Below are 15,105 nucleotides of genomic sequence, written 5' to 3' on the forward strand. Positions count from 1 at the left end.
ATCACCTTTCGGTAAATAATTACTTAAAAAACACTGCTTTAAAACTGTATTTTTAATCACAATGTTTACTTTTGTTTACCATTACAAACCAAGATAATTATGATTTACATTGAGCCAAAAATTTTAGAAAGAATAAACACATGGCTAACACCATCTTTTGATGCTGAAACACAGCAAACCATTAAAGATAGCATCGCAAACAACCCAAAGGATATTCAAGAAAGTTTCTATAAAGATCTGGAATTTGGCACGGGTGGTATGCGTGGCATAATGGGGGTAGGCACTAATCGTATCAATAAATATACCCTAGGAAAAAGCACTCAAGGTTTAAGTAACTATCTACATAAGCAATTTCCAAACGAAACGCCGAAAGCGGTAATTGCTTACGATTGTAGGCACAATAGCCAAACCTTGGCTAAAGTAGTGGCTAACGTGTTTTCTGCAAACGGCATCGAAGTGTTTTTGTTTGAAGATTTAAGGCCTACACCAGAATTATCCTTTGCTGTAAAGCATTTAAACTGCCATTGCGGCATTGTGCTTACGGCATCTCACAACCCTCCAGAATACAACGGATATAAAGTATATTGGCAAGATGGCGGTCAACTTGTACCTCCTCATGACAGCGCGGTTATTAATATGATAAACGATTTAAACTATGCTGATATAAAATTCGAGGCTAACAATGAGTTAATTCATTATGTAGGAAAAGATGTAGACGATGTATTTATTGATGCTTCTGTTGAAAACGGAAAAGTAGGCGCTACCCAAGATGCTAAAGACAATTTAAATATTGTATTCACATCACTGCACGGTACCTCTATTACAGCAGTTCCTGAAACCTTAAAGCGTGCAGGTTATAAAAATGTACATATTGTTGAAGAGCAACGCAAACCAGATGGTGGATTCCCAACGGTAAAATCACCAAACCCAGAAGAACCAGCAGCTCTAAAGATGGCTTTAGAACTTGCTAATGAAGTTGGAGCCGACATAGTGATTGGAACTGATCCTGACTGTGATAGATTAGGCGTTGCAGTTAGAAATTCTGAAAATAAATTACAATTGCTAAATGGTAATCAAACTATGGTAATGATGGTTGATTTTCTTTTGAAAAAGTGGAAATCTGAAGGCAAAATAAAAGGAAAGGAGTTTATAGCTACTACCATAGTCTCTACCCCAATGCTCAATAAATTAGCCGATGCTTACGGCGTGGATAATAAAATAGTGTTAACAGGTTTTAAATGGATTGCAAAACTAATTAAAGACCATCCTGAGCTAGATTTTATTGGTGGTGGTGAAGAAAGTTTTGGTTTTATGGTAGGCGATTTTGTTCGTGATAAAGATGCTGTTACCTCTACCCTTTTAGCTTGTGAAATAGCAGCAATCACTAAGGCTAATGGTAGTTCTTTCTTCGAAGAATTAATTAAGCTTTATGTAGAACATGGTTTTTACAAAGAGAAATTAGTATCGCTTACTAAAAAAGGAATTGAAGGTGCAGAAGAAATAAAACAAATGATGGCAGATGCACGAGAAAACCCCTTAACGGTCGTTAACGGTTCGAAAGTAGTTAAAATTGAAGATTACGAATCTGCCACATCAAAAAATCTAAGTACAGGTGAAACATCTTCGCTTGATATACCAAAATCAAATGTAATCATTTATTATACTGAAGATGGCAGTCAGGTAGCCTTAAGACCAAGCGGTACAGAACCAAAAATTAAGTTTTATGTTAGTGTAAATTCAGAATTAGATAGTACTGAAAACTTTAAAAACACTGAAGCTCAATTAGACACTAAAGCAGAAACGATTCTGAAGGATATGAACTTGATTTAATGAGTCATTTTACAAATATTTTAAGGTACGCAAAGCCTTATCGAAGTTATGCCGTAGGACACATTATTTCTAATGTGTTTTTTGCGTTATTTGGCACGCTATCTTTTATTGCATTAAAGCCAATGTTGGATGTAATTTTTGATAAGGAAAAAAGTATTCCAACTGAAAAACCAGTTTATACAAGCATTGAAAAACTAGGTGATTTTGCAGGAGATTATTTAAATTATGAAATGCATCAATTTACCGGAGGGGACAAAGGTAAAGCCTTAATGTTCACTATTGGATTAATAGTGGTAATGTTTTTATTAAAGAATCTATTTGGTTATTTGGCCAATTACTTTCTCGTATTTTTAAGAAATGGCGTAATTCGCGATATACGCAATAGGGTGTATAAGAAAACTATGGAATTACCGCTATCGTTTTTATCAGACCAAAGAAAGGGAGATATTTTGGCTAGAGTGACTGGGGATGTTCAAGATTTACAATATTCATTTTTATCGGTTTTAGAGCTTATAGTTAGAGAACCGCTAACAATTATATTTACCATAATCGCAATGGTATATATAAGTCCACAGCTCACCCTTTTCGTGTTTATTTTTATTCCCGTGATGGGATTCGTAATATCCAGAATAGGTAAAAGTTTAAAACGTAAATCAGACAGGGTTCAAAAAGAGCAAGGTATGTTTTTATCAACCTTAGAAGAGACGCTTACTGGATTAAGAATTATTAAGGGTTTTAGTGCTGAAGGAAAGTTTAATGAGAAATTTCAAGAGTCTACATCGCGCTTTTACAGATTTTCAAATAAATTGATGAACAGGCAAAATTTAGCATCTCCTGCAAGCGAGTTTTTAGGAATTTGCATGATTTCAGTAATTTTATGGTATGGTGGAAAACTCGTATTAAGTAATGATACCAACTTAGCACTAGACGGTAGTAAGTTTTTAATTTATATGGGGCTTGCCTATAATATACTTACGCCTGCCAAAGCCATTTCCCGTGGACTTTACAACATCAAGAAGGGAGGTGCTGCAGCAGAACGCATTCAAGAGATTATCGATACACCAAATCCACTAAAAGACAAACCTGATGCGATAGTAAAAGATGGGTTTGAATCTAAAATAGAATTTAAAAATATTTCCTTTAAATACCAGGACGAATACGTGCTTAAAAATTTTAGCTTATCTATTCCAAAAGGAAAAACAGTAGCCTTGGTTGGACAATCAGGAAGTGGAAAATCAACTGTTGCAAACCTCATCACTCGCTTTTATGATGTAAATGAAGGTGAAATTTTAATAGATGCGGTAAACATACAAGATTTAACTACAAGCTCTTTACGCAAGCAACTGGGAATAGTAACCCAAGATGCTATTTTATTTAACGATAGTATAAAAAACAACTTAAAGTTAGGCAACCAATCTGCTACAGACGAAGATATTATAGAAGCGCTTAAGGTTGCTAATGCTTGGGAATTTGTAAAAGATTTGGATGGTGTACTTGAATATAATATTGGAGATGCTGGCGGTAAACTTTCTGGAGGGCAAAAACAACGTTTAAGTATTGCGAGAGCTGTTTTAAAGAGTCCGCCAATTATGATTTTAGACGAAGCTACATCTGCTCTTGACACCGAAAGTGAAAGATTGGTGCAGGTAGCTTTAGAAAATATGATGAAGAACAGAACATCGATTGTAATTGCACACCGCTTATCTACCATTCAAAATGCCGATGAAATCGTAGTATTAAATAAAGGTGAGATTGTTGAACAGGGTAGACACAATGAGCTTATTGCTAAAAAAGGCACCTATCAAAAACTTGTTGAAATGCAAAGTATTGCTTAGAATTTTAGATAGATTAGACTTAAAAAAGTAAAAAAGGATAGTGATTTGGGTAACTATCCTTTTTTTGTTCATGTTAGACTTGGGGACGGCTAACATATATAAGTAGGTTTCTGATACAAATCTATATCAAAAATACATACCAACCAAGGAAAAAATGCATTTTATCGTATTTTTTTACTTTTAATCGATATTAATTTTCATAATTATATGATTATTAAATAGTTATATATTCTTAAAATCTCATCATAAATCTCAAATTAAACTTTCAGTATATTTATCAGTCTAAACTACCAAACCACTTTTGTGATAGACGAAGCACAATTAGTAGAACAATTACAATCTGATAAAGAAAAAGAAAAAGCCTTTAGAGCGCTCATGTCGCTTTACAAGGAGCGTTTATATTGGCATATCCGAAACATTGTAAAATCTCATGATGACGCAGATGATGTGCTTCAAAATACATTTATTAAAGTTTACAAAAACATTCATAACTTTAAAGGAGATAGCAAACTGTTTTCTTGGATGTACCGCATTGCTACCAACGAGTCTATAACCTTGATTAATAAAAACGCGAAGCGATTACAAATTACAAGTGAAGAAGTGCAGCAACTTGCCATTAACAACTTAATATCAGATGTGTATTTTGAAGGTAATGTCATTCAACTAAAATTACAAAAAGCGATCGCTACGCTTCCCGAAAAACAACAACTAGTGTTTAACATGAAGTATTTTGAAGATATAAAATACAAGGATATGTCTGAAATTCTAGAAACAAGTGAAGGTGCTCTTAAAGCCTCCTATCATATTGCAGTAAAAAAAATTGAAGCTTATTTAACTGATAATTAAACCTTTTGAAAAAAAATTAGTCATAAGCGTAAGATTAACAACATGAACAACAAAAATTTTAAACATATAAAATCTCCTGGATTTAATGTCCCAAAAGACTACTTTGATGCTTTTGAAGACAGGCTACTAGATAGAATTAATGCTGAAGAAAGCATTATAAGTACGAAATCTACAGGTTTTAAAGCACCTGAAGGATACTTTAACACTTTGGAAGACCGTATTATTAATATCGTTTCAGAGGAAAAAGAGACTAAAGTTATTTCCCTTCTAAACAGAAAAACAATAGTTTATGTTTCTAGTGTTGCAGCAGCAGCTTTAGTACTTTTTAATCTGTCAATTTTTAACAACAATATTTCCATTGAAGACCTGGAGGTAGGCACGGTTGAAAATTATATTTTAGATGAAGATATCAGTTCATACGAAATTGCTTCTTTATTCAGTGATGAACTACCTACGGAAGATAGTATGATCAACTATAATTTGAATGAAGAAAATCTTGAAGAATACCTGCTAAACAATGCAGATATTGAAAGCTTGATGGTTGAATAATAATGCAAAATACAATGAAAAAAATACTATTTATTATCCTGTTTTTTGTATCCGTAAGCGCTATAGCCCAAAGAGGCAATAGAGAACGCATAAAAGCCTTAAAAATCTCTTTTATTACGGAGCGTTTAAGCCTTACAGAAAAAGAGGCTCAAGAATTTTGGCCTATTTACAATGCTTTTGAGCAAAAAATGAACACAATAAGGTACAAGGAAATGAGAAGTATAAGAAAAGATATTCGTGAAGACCTAGATACCATGACAGAGGAAGACGCCTCCGCCCTTGTTCAACGTTTTAGAAAGGCTGAACGTGAAATGTATGATTTAAAAAACACATTTTCAGAAAAATTATCTAAAATTATTTCTGCCAAAAAAATAATTCAACTTAGAATAGCTGAAGACGATTTTAAACGAAAAATGTTAGATGAGTTTAAGAAACGAAGAGGCTCAGAAAAAAAATAAATATCAACTATTCCCTAAATATAAGCTTAGATATTCTACCATTGCCTGCGGCATAAGCTACAGAATCGTTCAAGAATCTAATGGTATAAAAGCCCTCGTCACTCAAATGTTTCCATGTAGACCCGGAGTCGTTACTATAATCAACACCATTAAATCCAACAGCTACCAATGCTTTCGCTTTTCGGTTTGGTATATACTGTACACAACTTTTATAACTGGGGTTTTGGTTTTGTGCCACTAATTCCCAAGTTTTCCCTCCATCTTTGGTTCTTATTTTGTTTGCTGAATTTGCGTCAGGCTGGGTATAATCGCCACCAATAGCAAATCCGTTTAATTCATCATAAAAAGCTACAGAATATATCCCCTCTGTTTCTTTTGCTTGAATTATGGGTGTTTTCACAGTCTCCCAAGTGTAACCTTTATCTGGTGAATAATAAATGTTACCATGGGTAGTTCCTATCCAGGTCTTGTCGCCAACAATGGCAATATTGGTGTCGCTTGCCGCAAAAGCGCCTTCACCTTCCTCAGCTTTTGGTAAATCTGCACAAGATAATTTTGTCCATGTATGGCCACCATCTCGTGTAATTATAATGGATAAACAACCTTCTATACTATCGCCAATAGCAATACCTTCTTGGTCGTTCCAGAATGCCATCGAATCGTAAAAAGCTTTGGGGTGGGTTTCTTGGTATGCAATCATAAAAGGTGAACTATAATTATTTAAGTCAATTTTATATAAAATCGCTGGGCTCTCAATTGATAAAACTAAATAACCCCTATCCGTTACAGCTAAAGACCTGAAGTTTTCTTTAAACCTTAAAAATGATACATCTTTCGAATTAGTTATAATTCTATCATGTTCATTAAATTCATAAAATCCTGTTCTCCCATCACTCGCAGCAAAATACAAAGTATTATGCTGTATCTCTATTGCCCTAACATTCAATAGCGTGTCATTTAAAAGTGTCTCTATTTCAATCTTAGAAAAATCCTTTGGTTTAAACGCTTCTTTTTTTCCACAGGAAACCAAAACTGAAAAACATAAAAAAAATAGAGACAAACGTTTCATAATTACTAATTTTTAAGAAAGATAAGTCTTAACATTCAAAAAATAAAACATTCGTCTATTCGTAGTTATTAACGTAACTTTGTGCCCATATTTAATTAAAACATTCAAAGTTCATAGCAATTAAAACTGTAAATTGAATACTGGATACTTAGAACTAAAAAATGCGCTTACACAGAAACCTTTGCTTCGCCGTAATAGACGGTTTAACCCAAATTTTTAATGAGGAGCAATATGCCGATAAAGTGATTCAACAGCTATTAAAGCGAGATAAACGCTGGGGTGCACGAGACCGTGGATTTGTGGCCGAAACAACGTATGATATTGTACGTTGGAAACGTCTGTATGCAGAAATCGCCGAAGTAAAAGAACCGTTCGATCGCGACAACCTTTGGCGCATGTTTGCTGTATGGGCAACTTTAAAAGGTATAAAATTACCCGATTGGAAATACTTTGAAAATACACCAACACGAAAAATAAAAGGACGCTTTGATGAACTTTCTAAAGTTAGAAAGTTACGAGAATCTATTCCAGATTGGATGGACGAGGTTGGTTTAGCCGAATTGGGAGAGGCTAAATGGACCAAGGAAATCGCGATGCAAAATGAACAAGCTGAAGTTATTCTTAGAGTTAACACATTAAAAACAACAAAAGAAAAACTACAAAACATACTTTTTGATGAAAACAACATAGAAACTGTATTTATCGAAAGGTATCCATCTGCTTTAAAACTAACGGAGCGTGCTAATGTATTTGTAACCGATGCCTTTAAAAATGGACTCTTTGAAGTACAAGATGCCTCATCTCAATTGGTGGCAGAATTCTTAGATGTACAACCAGGCATGAAAGTAGTAGACACCTGTGCAGGGGCAGGCGGAAAAACCTTACACATCGCTTCTTTAATGCAAAACAAAGGACAAATTGTGGCGATGGACATTTACGAAAGTAAACTTAAAAAGCTAAAAATAAGAGCGCGAAGAAATGGCGTGCATAATGTAGATTTAAAAGTGATTGACTCTACAAAACCCATTAAAAAACTGTACAATAAAGCTGATAGGGTTTTAATTGATGCTCCATGTTCTGGTTTGGGTGTACTGCGCAGAAATCCAGATGCGAAATGGAAATTAGAACCTGAGTTTTTAGATAGAATTAGAGGTGTACAACAAGATGTCCTACAACAATACTCCAGAATGGTAAAAGAAGGTGGTAAATTAGTATATGCTACTTGTTCGGTATTACCATCTGAAAATCAAAATCAAGTAGAGGCCTTTTTAAACTCTGAAGGAGGAGCTAATTTTGAATTGCTAAAAGATAAAAAAATATTAGCCCATGAAAATGGTTATGATGGATTTTACATGGCGTTGTTGGAACGAAAATCTTAGCCTAGTAACATTCTGAACTTGTTTCGGAATTTCTTCTTGCTTATCTTGCCTATATGAAAAACATAGTCTTCCTAGGCAAAAGTATTGATAACTATATCGCTGGAAAAAACGGGGAACTGGATTGGTTGGATATGATTCCAAACCCTGACCAATTAGATATGGGTTACAACGATTTGATGAACGCCATTGATGCCATTGTCATGGGAAGCGCCTCTTTTAAAACTGTTTTGGGTTTTGGTATAGATTGGCCTTACACCAAACCCGTTTTTGTGTTAAGTCGTTCCATAAAAGAAATTCCTGTGAATCTAGAGGATAAGGTTACCTTAATTCAAGGAAAGGAAAGAGATGTCTTAGATACTATTCAGAACCAAGGTTATAAAACCTTATATATTGATGGTGGTAACGTAGTTCAAAACTTTTTAAAGCAGGATTTAATTGATGAACTTAGATTAACCACAGTTCCCATCATTCTAGGTGATGGCATTCCGCTTTTTGATGTGTTACCTAAATCCTTAGAGTTTGAGCATGTTAAAACCGAAGTGTTTTGTAACCAGATTGTGCAGAGTTGTTACAAAAGAAAACGATGACTGACAGTCTAAAATCATATCTCAATAGTCTTTTACAGCAACCCATCAAAAAAATTTCTAGGGTCTCAGGCGGCGACATCTCACAAGCCTACCGTATTGAAACCGCAACCAATAGTTATTTTTTAAAACTAAATAACGCTACCAATGCGTTAACCATGTTTCAAACTGAGACTTATGGGTTAGAGACTATCGCTAAGACCAACACTATAAAAACACCAACTGTCTTAGCTTGCGATAGTTTTAAAGATTCAGCGTTTTTGTTCATGGAATTTATTGAAAGCAAATCACCATCAACTAAAGATTTTATAAACCTTGGTGAACAATTAGCAAAATTACATGAAAGCACTTGTGATACGTATGGCTTAGACCATGATAATTTTATTGGCCGCTTACCGCAAAGCAATACCGAACATAGCGCTTGGGTCGATTTTTACACATACGAACGCTTATTACCGCAACTAGAGTTAGCCAAACAACAAAGGTTACTTCTAAGCTCTGAATGTCCAAGTGTAACACACATAAAAACTCAACTAAAACCGCTTTTTGAAGACATTAAACCTAGCCTGCTTCACGGTGATTTATGGAGTGGCAATTACCTAATTTCAAAAAATGGCGAACCCTATTTGATAGATCCTGCCGTATATTATGGCCATCACGAAGTGGATATTGCCATGAGCAAACTCTTTGGTGGTTTTGGCGATGCTTTTTATGAGCGCTATTTTTCCCGTATACCATCTAGTGAACATTCTTCCGCAAGAATTGAGATATATCAATTGTACTTTTTATTAGTGCATTTAAATATGTTTGGGAGGTCTTACTACGGTTCTGTGAGTTCTATTTTGAGGAAGTATTTTTAAATCTAGAAAACCAACATCGCATCATTGAATTTTGAAGGTAACGCCATTATTAAAACGGCACCTCACTAAATATATCCAAAACTTGTTGCGTTACAGGATGTATAAACGTAAGTCGTTCTGCATGTAAACATAACCTTTCGCCTTTTACACCATACAAATCATCGCCAATTATTGCCATATTTAGACCTCCTGAGTGTGCCGCATGCACGCGTAATTGATGGGTGCGCCCTGTAATTGGATAAAAATAGATGCGTGTTTTTCCGTTTTCAACACCAACAACTTCGTATTTGGTTTTGGCAGGTTTACCATGTTGGTAACATACCAATTGTTGCGGACGGTTATCTAAATCTACCCTTAGCGGTAAATCGATAGTGCCCGATTTCGTTGAAACTTCACCATCAAGCAATGCAACATAACGTTTTTTTATGGCTCGTTCTATAAACTGTTTTTGAAGGTTTTTATGAGTTTTTTCATTTTTGGCTACTAATAACAACCCAGAAGTAGACATATCCAACCGATGCACTAACAGCGGCCCTTTCGCTTTTGGTAAATAACGTTTCATTCTAGTGAGAACTGATTCTTGAATATGTTTCCCAGGTACCGATAAAAACTCATGTGGTTTATTCACTAACAACAGATAGTCGTCTTCATAAACAATGTCTAATGGAGCATTGTATTCTGATACTGTTTGAATAGGATTGTCCTCTACATCTAAACCTTGCATCATGTGCCCTAAAATAGGTTCGCATTTACTGCGACACGACGGATAAAACTGTTTGTGCTTTCTAACTTCAGATTTTGGCGATGCCCCCCACCAAAATTCTGCCATAGCAATCGGTTTTAAATTGTTTTCATATGCATATTGAAACAACTTTGGTGCAGCACATTCTCCAGAGCCGGCAGGCGGTGGTACCATAGCATCCTTAAAAATATCTAGTAAATCTTTAGTATTTCCTTCAGCATTCAAAAATCTGTATTGCTCATGCAAACGTTTCTGTAAGGATGCTGAGAGCGTAGCGCGCTTTTCTTTTAAAGCTTCAATAGGTTTTAGTAAGCCATCTAAATGATGCTTTGCAGCTTCAATTTTGGCTTCCCAATCCTTTTTTAAATCCTTTAAACGGAAATGATAGTAAATACTTTCGCTTTTTAAACCTTCAAGTAAAACTTCAAACGCTTCAGAAGACAAGGTGGTTTTAGCAGATTCACGCTTTAGATTTCGCGTTTTCTTTTTAGTTTTTATATCAGCTTTAAACGCTGCAAGTTCTTTATTATAAAGTTTTTGAAACTCATCTAAAGTCAACCTTGCTTGTTTAAGTTCTGATGCATTTTCTAACGTTTCAATTTCAGCATTTAGCCTATTTAATTCTGCTTCTCCCTTTTTGTAAAATCCAGTTTCATCCAATGTATTGTAAACTGTAGGTACAAAACCTTTATGATAATTACTTTCAGCCAACTTACCCGAAAACGCTGCTAAATATCCTAAATCACCATTATATTGCTGTACTACCATTACCCCAAACATTTTCCCTATAACTAAGCCTTCAGTATCAGGATGCAATCCAAAATTATGTTTAAAATCAGTTTGGGATTCTAAATAGCGTTGCAAATCTTCAGCCGCCAAAACACTCAATTCGTGCGGCTCATAATAGAATGGAAAGGTGAATTGTTTTGGTAAGACGATATCAGCTTCAAAAGTAAACTTATGAAAAAACGTATCTGTAAAATTAGGGTGTTGCATCTTTTAAAAAATCCCCAGAAATAATCTGTTGGCTATTCTCAATATTCTGGTTGTAAAGATACACCCATGAAATTAAGGGTTCGCCATTTTCCAAAAAAACACTGGTTTGTACTCTTGTAAAAAGACTTTCTTTTAGATTATCCTCATCAAATCCTTCATAGTCGTCAAGAACACTAAAAACGTTATCAATATTTTGTAGCTTAAAAACTGTCCCAAAAACCTTGTTTGAAGAGCTGTCACTTAAAACAACCCCTGGAAACCAAGAAATCCTGTAGAGGATTCCTAATATATGACCTTTCCCTACTAGTTCTGAATTCTTAGAAAGAAATCGCGACATATCATTATCCGATGCCTGTTGTAATGTGCCGTATACAAATAGGTATTTAGACATCAAAAAATAACTAGGAGTTAAACAAACCTATTCAAATCCACCTGATTAATCTGCCCATGAGAAGCATGCGCTACCAACTCGCCATTTTTAATCACCAAAAGTTGCGGCGATTCGTGGATCAACTGAAACGCATAACCCACTTCATCCGAAATTTGGCGGTAATTCAAAATATCTAAGTAATACAAATCCAACTCCTTTTCGCTAAAATTATAGTCCTCAATAAACTGTCGTTGTACCATACTACTAATACCACATCGCGTAGAATGTTTAAAAATAACCTGAGTTTTTATGCTAGATTTTTGTTTTATGTAGTCAATCTGCTTCAAATCGTTTAAAGGAATCCACGGCAACATCTTCTCCGCTTTCGCTACTTTTTCTCCTCCAAATAATTTATTTAATAATCCCATAAATTGCTATTAATTATACGTTATAATATTCAAACGTAAAGTCTGCACATTTAGTGTTCACTATTTTGGGCGTTACCCCTTTGGTCGCTATGGCTCCCGAAGCGGGGTCGGGCTTTACGTTCCAAGTCCTCGGTCGTACCTCCCTGTGGGCTTTCCACTGCAATCCCTAACGCGCCACTGTTATGTGCTTACTCAAACCTTAAGTCGCTTATTAAGCTTAACCTTACAACTGACTAAAAGTCATTATTCTTAGGAAAAATCAAGACATTTTGTCTTAAATTATAACACTTTCAAAATTGGTAAGGTAATTGACTTATACATTGCAAAAATAGAGTTAGAAAAACACACCATAAAATATAAACGATGAATTTTAATAATTATACCATAAAATCACAAGAAGCCATACAACAGGCGCAACAAATAGCGCAAAGCTTCGGGCATCAACAAATAGAAAATGAGCATATTTTTAAGGGCATTTTCGAAGTTGATGAAAATGTATTACCATTTATCTTAAAAAAGTTAAATGTAAATGTTTCAATCTTAGAGCAAGCACTAAACAAGCAACTGGAAAGTTTCTCTAAAGTTTCAGGTGCAGACATTATGCTTTCTCGAGAAGGGGGAAAAACCTTAAACGAAGCGTCAATCATTGCCAAAAAAATGAAAGACGACTTTGTGTCTATAGAACATTTAATTCTAGCAGTTTTTAAATCAAATAGCAAAATTGCACAAATGCTAAAAGACCAAGGTGTTACCGAAAAAGGCCTAAAAGCAGCTATTGAAGAACTGCGTAAGGGCGAAAACGTTACGTCTCAAAGTCAGGAGGAAACGTACAACGCTTTAAATAAATATGCAAAAAACCTAAACCAGCTTGCAAAAGACGGAAAATTAGATCCTGTTATTGGTCGTGATGAAGAGATTCGTAGAATTCTTCAAATATTATCACGTCGTACCAAAAACAATCCAATTTTGGTTGGAGAACCAGGAACTGGTAAAACCGCAATTGCTGAAGGTTTGGCACATAGAATTATTGATGGCGACATCCCTGAAAATCTAAAGGAAAAACAAATTTTTGCTTTAGATATGGGAGCGCTTATCGCGGGAGCAAAATATAAAGGTGAGTTTGAAGAGCGTTTAAAAGCAGTCATCAAAGAAGTTACAACTAGTGATGGCGATATCGTACTATTTATAGACGAAATACACACACTTGTAGGTGCAGGTGGCGGCCAAGGTGCGATGGATGCGGCTAACATTTTAAAGCCAGCATTAGCCCGTGGTGAATTGAGAGCCATAGGTGCAACTACATTAGATGAATATCAAAAATACTTTGAAAAAGACAAAGCCCTAGAGCGTCGTTTTCAAAAAGTAATGGTAGATGAGCCAGATACCGAAAGTGCTATTTCAATTTTAAGAGGAATTAAGGAAAAGTACGAAACACATCATAAAGTACGTATAAAAGACGATGCTATTATTGGCGCAGTGGAATTGTCTCAACGCTATATTACAAACCGTTTTTTACCAGATAAGGCTATCGATTTAATGGATGAAGCAGCATCTAAAATGCGTATGGAAATCAATTCTAAACCAGAGGAACTCGATGTTTTGGATAGAAAAATCATGCAATTGGAAATTGAAATTGAAGCGATAAAGCGCGAGAAAGATGAAACTAAATTAAAATCATTAAGTTCTGATTTGGCAAACCTTAAAGAACAACGCAATGAGATTTTCGCGAAATGGAAAAGTGAAAAAGAAGTGGTAGATAATATTCAGAATACAAAATCTGATATTGAAAACTTCAAACTTGAAGCTGAAAAAGCAGAACGCGAGGGTGATTACGGAAAAGTAGCAGAGTTACGCTATGGCAAGATAAAAGAAGCCCAAGAGCAACTTGAAAACTTACAAAAGCAATTACAAGAACAATCTGAAAACTCTTTGATAAAAGAGGAAGTAACCTATGATGATATTGCTGAAGTTGTAGCAAAATGGACAGGTATTCCAGTAACCAAAATGCTGCAAAGTGAGCGTGAAAAGTTATTGAAGTTGGAAGACGAGTTACACAAACGTGTAGTTGGGCAAGAAGAAGCCATTGAAGCTGTGAGTGATGCGGTTCGTAGAAGTCGTGCAGGTTTACAAAATCCACAAAAACCTATTGGAACATTTTTATTCCTAGGAACAACTGGTGTTGGTAAAACCGAATTAGCTAAGGCTTTAGCTGAATACTTGTTTGATGATGAAAACGCAATGACCAGAATAGATATGAGTGAATATCAAGAACGTCATGCCGTAAGTAGATTGGTTGGTGCACCTCCAGGATATGTAGGTTATGATGAAGGTGGACAATTAACTGAAGCCGTTAGGAGAAAGCCGTATTCAGTAGTACTATTAGATGAAATCGAAAAAGCACACCCTGATACGTTCAATATTTTATTACAAGTTTTGGATGAAGGGCATTTAACTGATAACAAAGGGCGTGTAGCAAATTTCAAAAACACTATCATAATTATGACATCCAACATGGGCAGTCAGATTATACAAGAACGTTTTGAGGCTACCAAGGATATCGATTCAGCAATAGAAGCTGCAAAAATTGATGTGTTAGCCCTATTAAAACAAAGTGTAAGACCGGAATTCTTAAACAGAATTGACGATACGGTAATGTTTACGCCTTTAACCAAGGAAAATATCACCGATATTGTGGGGCTTCAACTAAAAAATGTGACTAAGATGTTAGCGCATCAAAATATTACATTTGATGCCACACAAGAAGCAGTGGCTTATTTAGCAGAAAAAGGTTATAACCCAGAATACGGTGCTAGACCCGTGAAAAGAGTGATTCAAAAAGAAGTGCTCAACGCTCTAAGTAAAGAGATTTTAGCTGGAAAAGTAACAACAGATAGCGTTATCCTCTTGGACGCTTTTGATGACATGTTGGTTTTTAGAAATCAAAGCGACTTAGTAGAAAACATATAAAAAATAGTTTAGTTTGGTTGGTTAGTTTGAAAAGCAACGGGCTCCTTTCTTTGGCAAACGTTGCTTTTTCTTTATACAATCACTGTATTCATAACCGTTTGTATATCACATATTAAGACTGAAAAACGAATCCATTCATCGAAAAAGGAAATAATAAAAGGGCTTGGTTCATAATAATTATTACTTTTAAAT

Annotated in this window: 13 protein-coding genes; 9 read left to right on the forward strand and 4 right to left on the reverse strand. The window is 35.2% G+C overall.

Going from position 1 to position 15,105, the window contains the following annotated elements:
* Window positions 1-99: 99 nt before the first annotated feature.
* From BMY39_RS09265 to BMY39_RS09285, 5 genes are all read left to right on the forward strand, one after another.
* Window positions 100-1,830: a phospho-sugar mutase gene (locus BMY39_RS09265; protein ID WP_177176578.1), complete on the forward strand. Its 1,731-nt coding sequence runs from the start codon at window positions 100-102 to the stop codon at window positions 1,828-1,830.
* Entirely contained in the window at window positions 1,830-3,665 is a 1,836-nt protein-coding gene (locus BMY39_RS09270) for an ABC transporter ATP-binding protein (protein WP_092578847.1), read from the forward strand. Before BMY39_RS09265 ends, BMY39_RS09270 begins: the two co-directional genes overlap by 1 nt.
* Before the next feature lie 303 nt (window positions 3,666-3,968).
* A complete protein-coding gene (locus BMY39_RS09275) occupies window positions 3,969-4,511 on the forward strand; it encodes an RNA polymerase sigma factor (RefSeq protein ID WP_092578849.1) in 543 nt (180 codons plus the stop codon).
* Between the two features lie 42 nt (window positions 4,512-4,553).
* The gene (locus tag BMY39_RS09280; RefSeq protein WP_092578851.1) at window positions 4,554-5,060 is read left to right on the forward strand and encodes a hypothetical protein; all 507 of its coding nucleotides are present in this window, start codon (window positions 4,554-4,556) and stop codon (window positions 5,058-5,060) included.
* Window positions 5,061-5,074: 14 nt separating this feature from the next.
* Complete coding sequence (locus BMY39_RS09285; RefSeq protein WP_143064760.1) at window positions 5,075-5,518, forward strand: sensor of ECF-type sigma factor; 444 nt, start codon at window positions 5,075-5,077, stop codon at window positions 5,516-5,518.
* Window positions 5,519-5,525: 7 nt separating this feature from the next.
* Here the strand turns inward: BMY39_RS09285 and BMY39_RS09290 are convergent, their stop codons facing one another.
* On the reverse strand, window positions 5,526-6,587 hold the full coding sequence (locus BMY39_RS09290) for a WD40/YVTN/BNR-like repeat-containing protein (protein WP_092578855.1): 1,062 nt from the start codon (window positions 6,585-6,587) through the stop codon (window positions 5,526-5,528).
* 161 nt (window positions 6,588-6,748) lie between these two features.
* On the opposite strand from BMY39_RS09290, the gene BMY39_RS09295 reads away from it, so the two are divergent.
* The 3 genes from BMY39_RS09295 to BMY39_RS09305 are packed head-to-tail and all read left to right on the forward strand — an operon-like array spanning window position 6,749 to window position 9,410.
* Window positions 6,749-7,966: an RsmB/NOP family class I SAM-dependent RNA methyltransferase gene (locus tag BMY39_RS09295; RefSeq protein ID WP_092578857.1), complete on the forward strand. Its 1,218-nt coding sequence runs from the start codon at window positions 6,749-6,751 to the stop codon at window positions 7,964-7,966.
* Between the two features lie 53 nt (window positions 7,967-8,019).
* On the forward strand, window positions 8,020-8,553 hold the full coding sequence (locus BMY39_RS09300; RefSeq protein WP_092578859.1) for a dihydrofolate reductase family protein: 534 nt from the start codon (window positions 8,020-8,022) through the stop codon (window positions 8,551-8,553).
* On the forward strand, window positions 8,550-9,410 hold the full coding sequence (locus BMY39_RS09305; protein WP_092579214.1) for a fructosamine kinase family protein: 861 nt from the start codon (window positions 8,550-8,552) through the stop codon (window positions 9,408-9,410). The genes BMY39_RS09300 and BMY39_RS09305 overlap by 4 nt, the downstream gene beginning before the upstream one ends.
* 49 nt (window positions 9,411-9,459) lie before the next feature.
* Here BMY39_RS09305 and BMY39_RS09310 read toward each other — a convergent pair whose 3' ends face one another.
* Genes BMY39_RS09310 through ytxJ form a run of 3 tightly spaced genes read right to left on the reverse strand, consistent with a single transcriptional unit; the run spans window position 9,460 to window position 11,946 of the window.
* The gene (locus BMY39_RS09310; protein WP_092578861.1) at window positions 9,460-11,148 is read right to left on the reverse strand and encodes an RluA family pseudouridine synthase; all 1,689 of its coding nucleotides are present in this window, start codon (window positions 11,146-11,148) and stop codon (window positions 9,460-9,462) included.
* Window positions 11,135-11,539, reverse strand: coding sequence for a gamma-glutamylcyclotransferase family protein (locus BMY39_RS09315; RefSeq protein ID WP_092578863.1), 405 nt, complete (start codon window positions 11,537-11,539; stop codon window positions 11,135-11,137). Before BMY39_RS09315 ends, BMY39_RS09310 begins: the two co-directional genes overlap by 14 nt.
* Window positions 11,540-11,556: 17 nt before the next feature.
* A complete protein-coding gene (gene ytxJ, locus BMY39_RS09320) occupies window positions 11,557-11,946 on the reverse strand; it encodes a bacillithiol system redox-active protein YtxJ (RefSeq protein WP_092578865.1) in 390 nt (129 codons plus the stop codon).
* Between the two features lie 363 nt (window positions 11,947-12,309).
* On the opposite strand from ytxJ, the gene clpB reads away from it, so the two are divergent.
* Window positions 12,310-14,913, forward strand: a complete 2,604-nt coding sequence (gene clpB, locus BMY39_RS09325) for an ATP-dependent chaperone ClpB (RefSeq protein ID WP_092578867.1) — start codon at window positions 12,310-12,312, stop codon at window positions 14,911-14,913.
* Window positions 14,914-15,105: the final 192 nt, after the last annotated feature.

Source organism: Hyunsoonleella jejuensis (genome assembly GCF_900111025.1).
Taxonomy (GTDB): Bacteria; Bacteroidota; Bacteroidia; order Flavobacteriales; family Flavobacteriaceae; genus Jejuia; species Jejuia jejuensis.

Excerpts from the sequence above, each read along its gene's own strand:
- BMY39_RS09265 (WP_177176578.1), top strand. The coding sequence starts at position 100 with ATGATTTACATTGAGCCAAAAATTTTAGAAAGAATAAACACATGGCTA.
- BMY39_RS09270 (WP_092578847.1), top strand. The coding sequence starts at position 1,830 with ATGAGTCATTTTACAAATATTTTAAGGTACGCAAAGCCTTATCGAAGT.
- BMY39_RS09280 (WP_092578851.1), top strand. The coding sequence starts at position 4,554 with ATGAACAACAAAAATTTTAAACATATAAAATCTCCTGGATTTAATGTC.
- BMY39_RS09285 (WP_143064760.1), top strand. The coding sequence starts at position 5,075 with ATGAAAAAAATACTATTTATTATCCTGTTTTTTGTATCCGTAAGCGCT.
- BMY39_RS09290 (WP_092578855.1), bottom strand. The coding sequence starts at position 6,587 with ATGAAACGTTTGTCTCTATTTTTTTTATGTTTTTCAGTTTTGGTTTCC.
- BMY39_RS09295 (WP_092578857.1), top strand. The coding sequence starts at position 6,749 with ATGCGCTTACACAGAAACCTTTGCTTCGCCGTAATAGACGGTTTAACC.
- BMY39_RS09300 (WP_092578859.1), top strand. The coding sequence starts at position 8,020 with ATGAAAAACATAGTCTTCCTAGGCAAAAGTATTGATAACTATATCGCT.
- BMY39_RS09305 (WP_092579214.1), top strand. The coding sequence starts at position 8,550 with ATGACTGACAGTCTAAAATCATATCTCAATAGTCTTTTACAGCAACCC.
- BMY39_RS09310 (WP_092578861.1), bottom strand. The coding sequence starts at position 11,148 with ATGCAACACCCTAATTTTACAGATACGTTTTTTCATAAGTTTACTTTT.
- BMY39_RS09315 (WP_092578863.1), bottom strand. The coding sequence starts at position 11,539 with ATGTCTAAATACCTATTTGTATACGGCACATTACAACAGGCATCGGAT.
- ytxJ (WP_092578865.1), bottom strand. The coding sequence starts at position 11,946 with ATGGGATTATTAAATAAATTATTTGGAGGAGAAAAAGTAGCGAAAGCG.
- clpB (WP_092578867.1), top strand. The coding sequence starts at position 12,310 with ATGAATTTTAATAATTATACCATAAAATCACAAGAAGCCATACAACAG.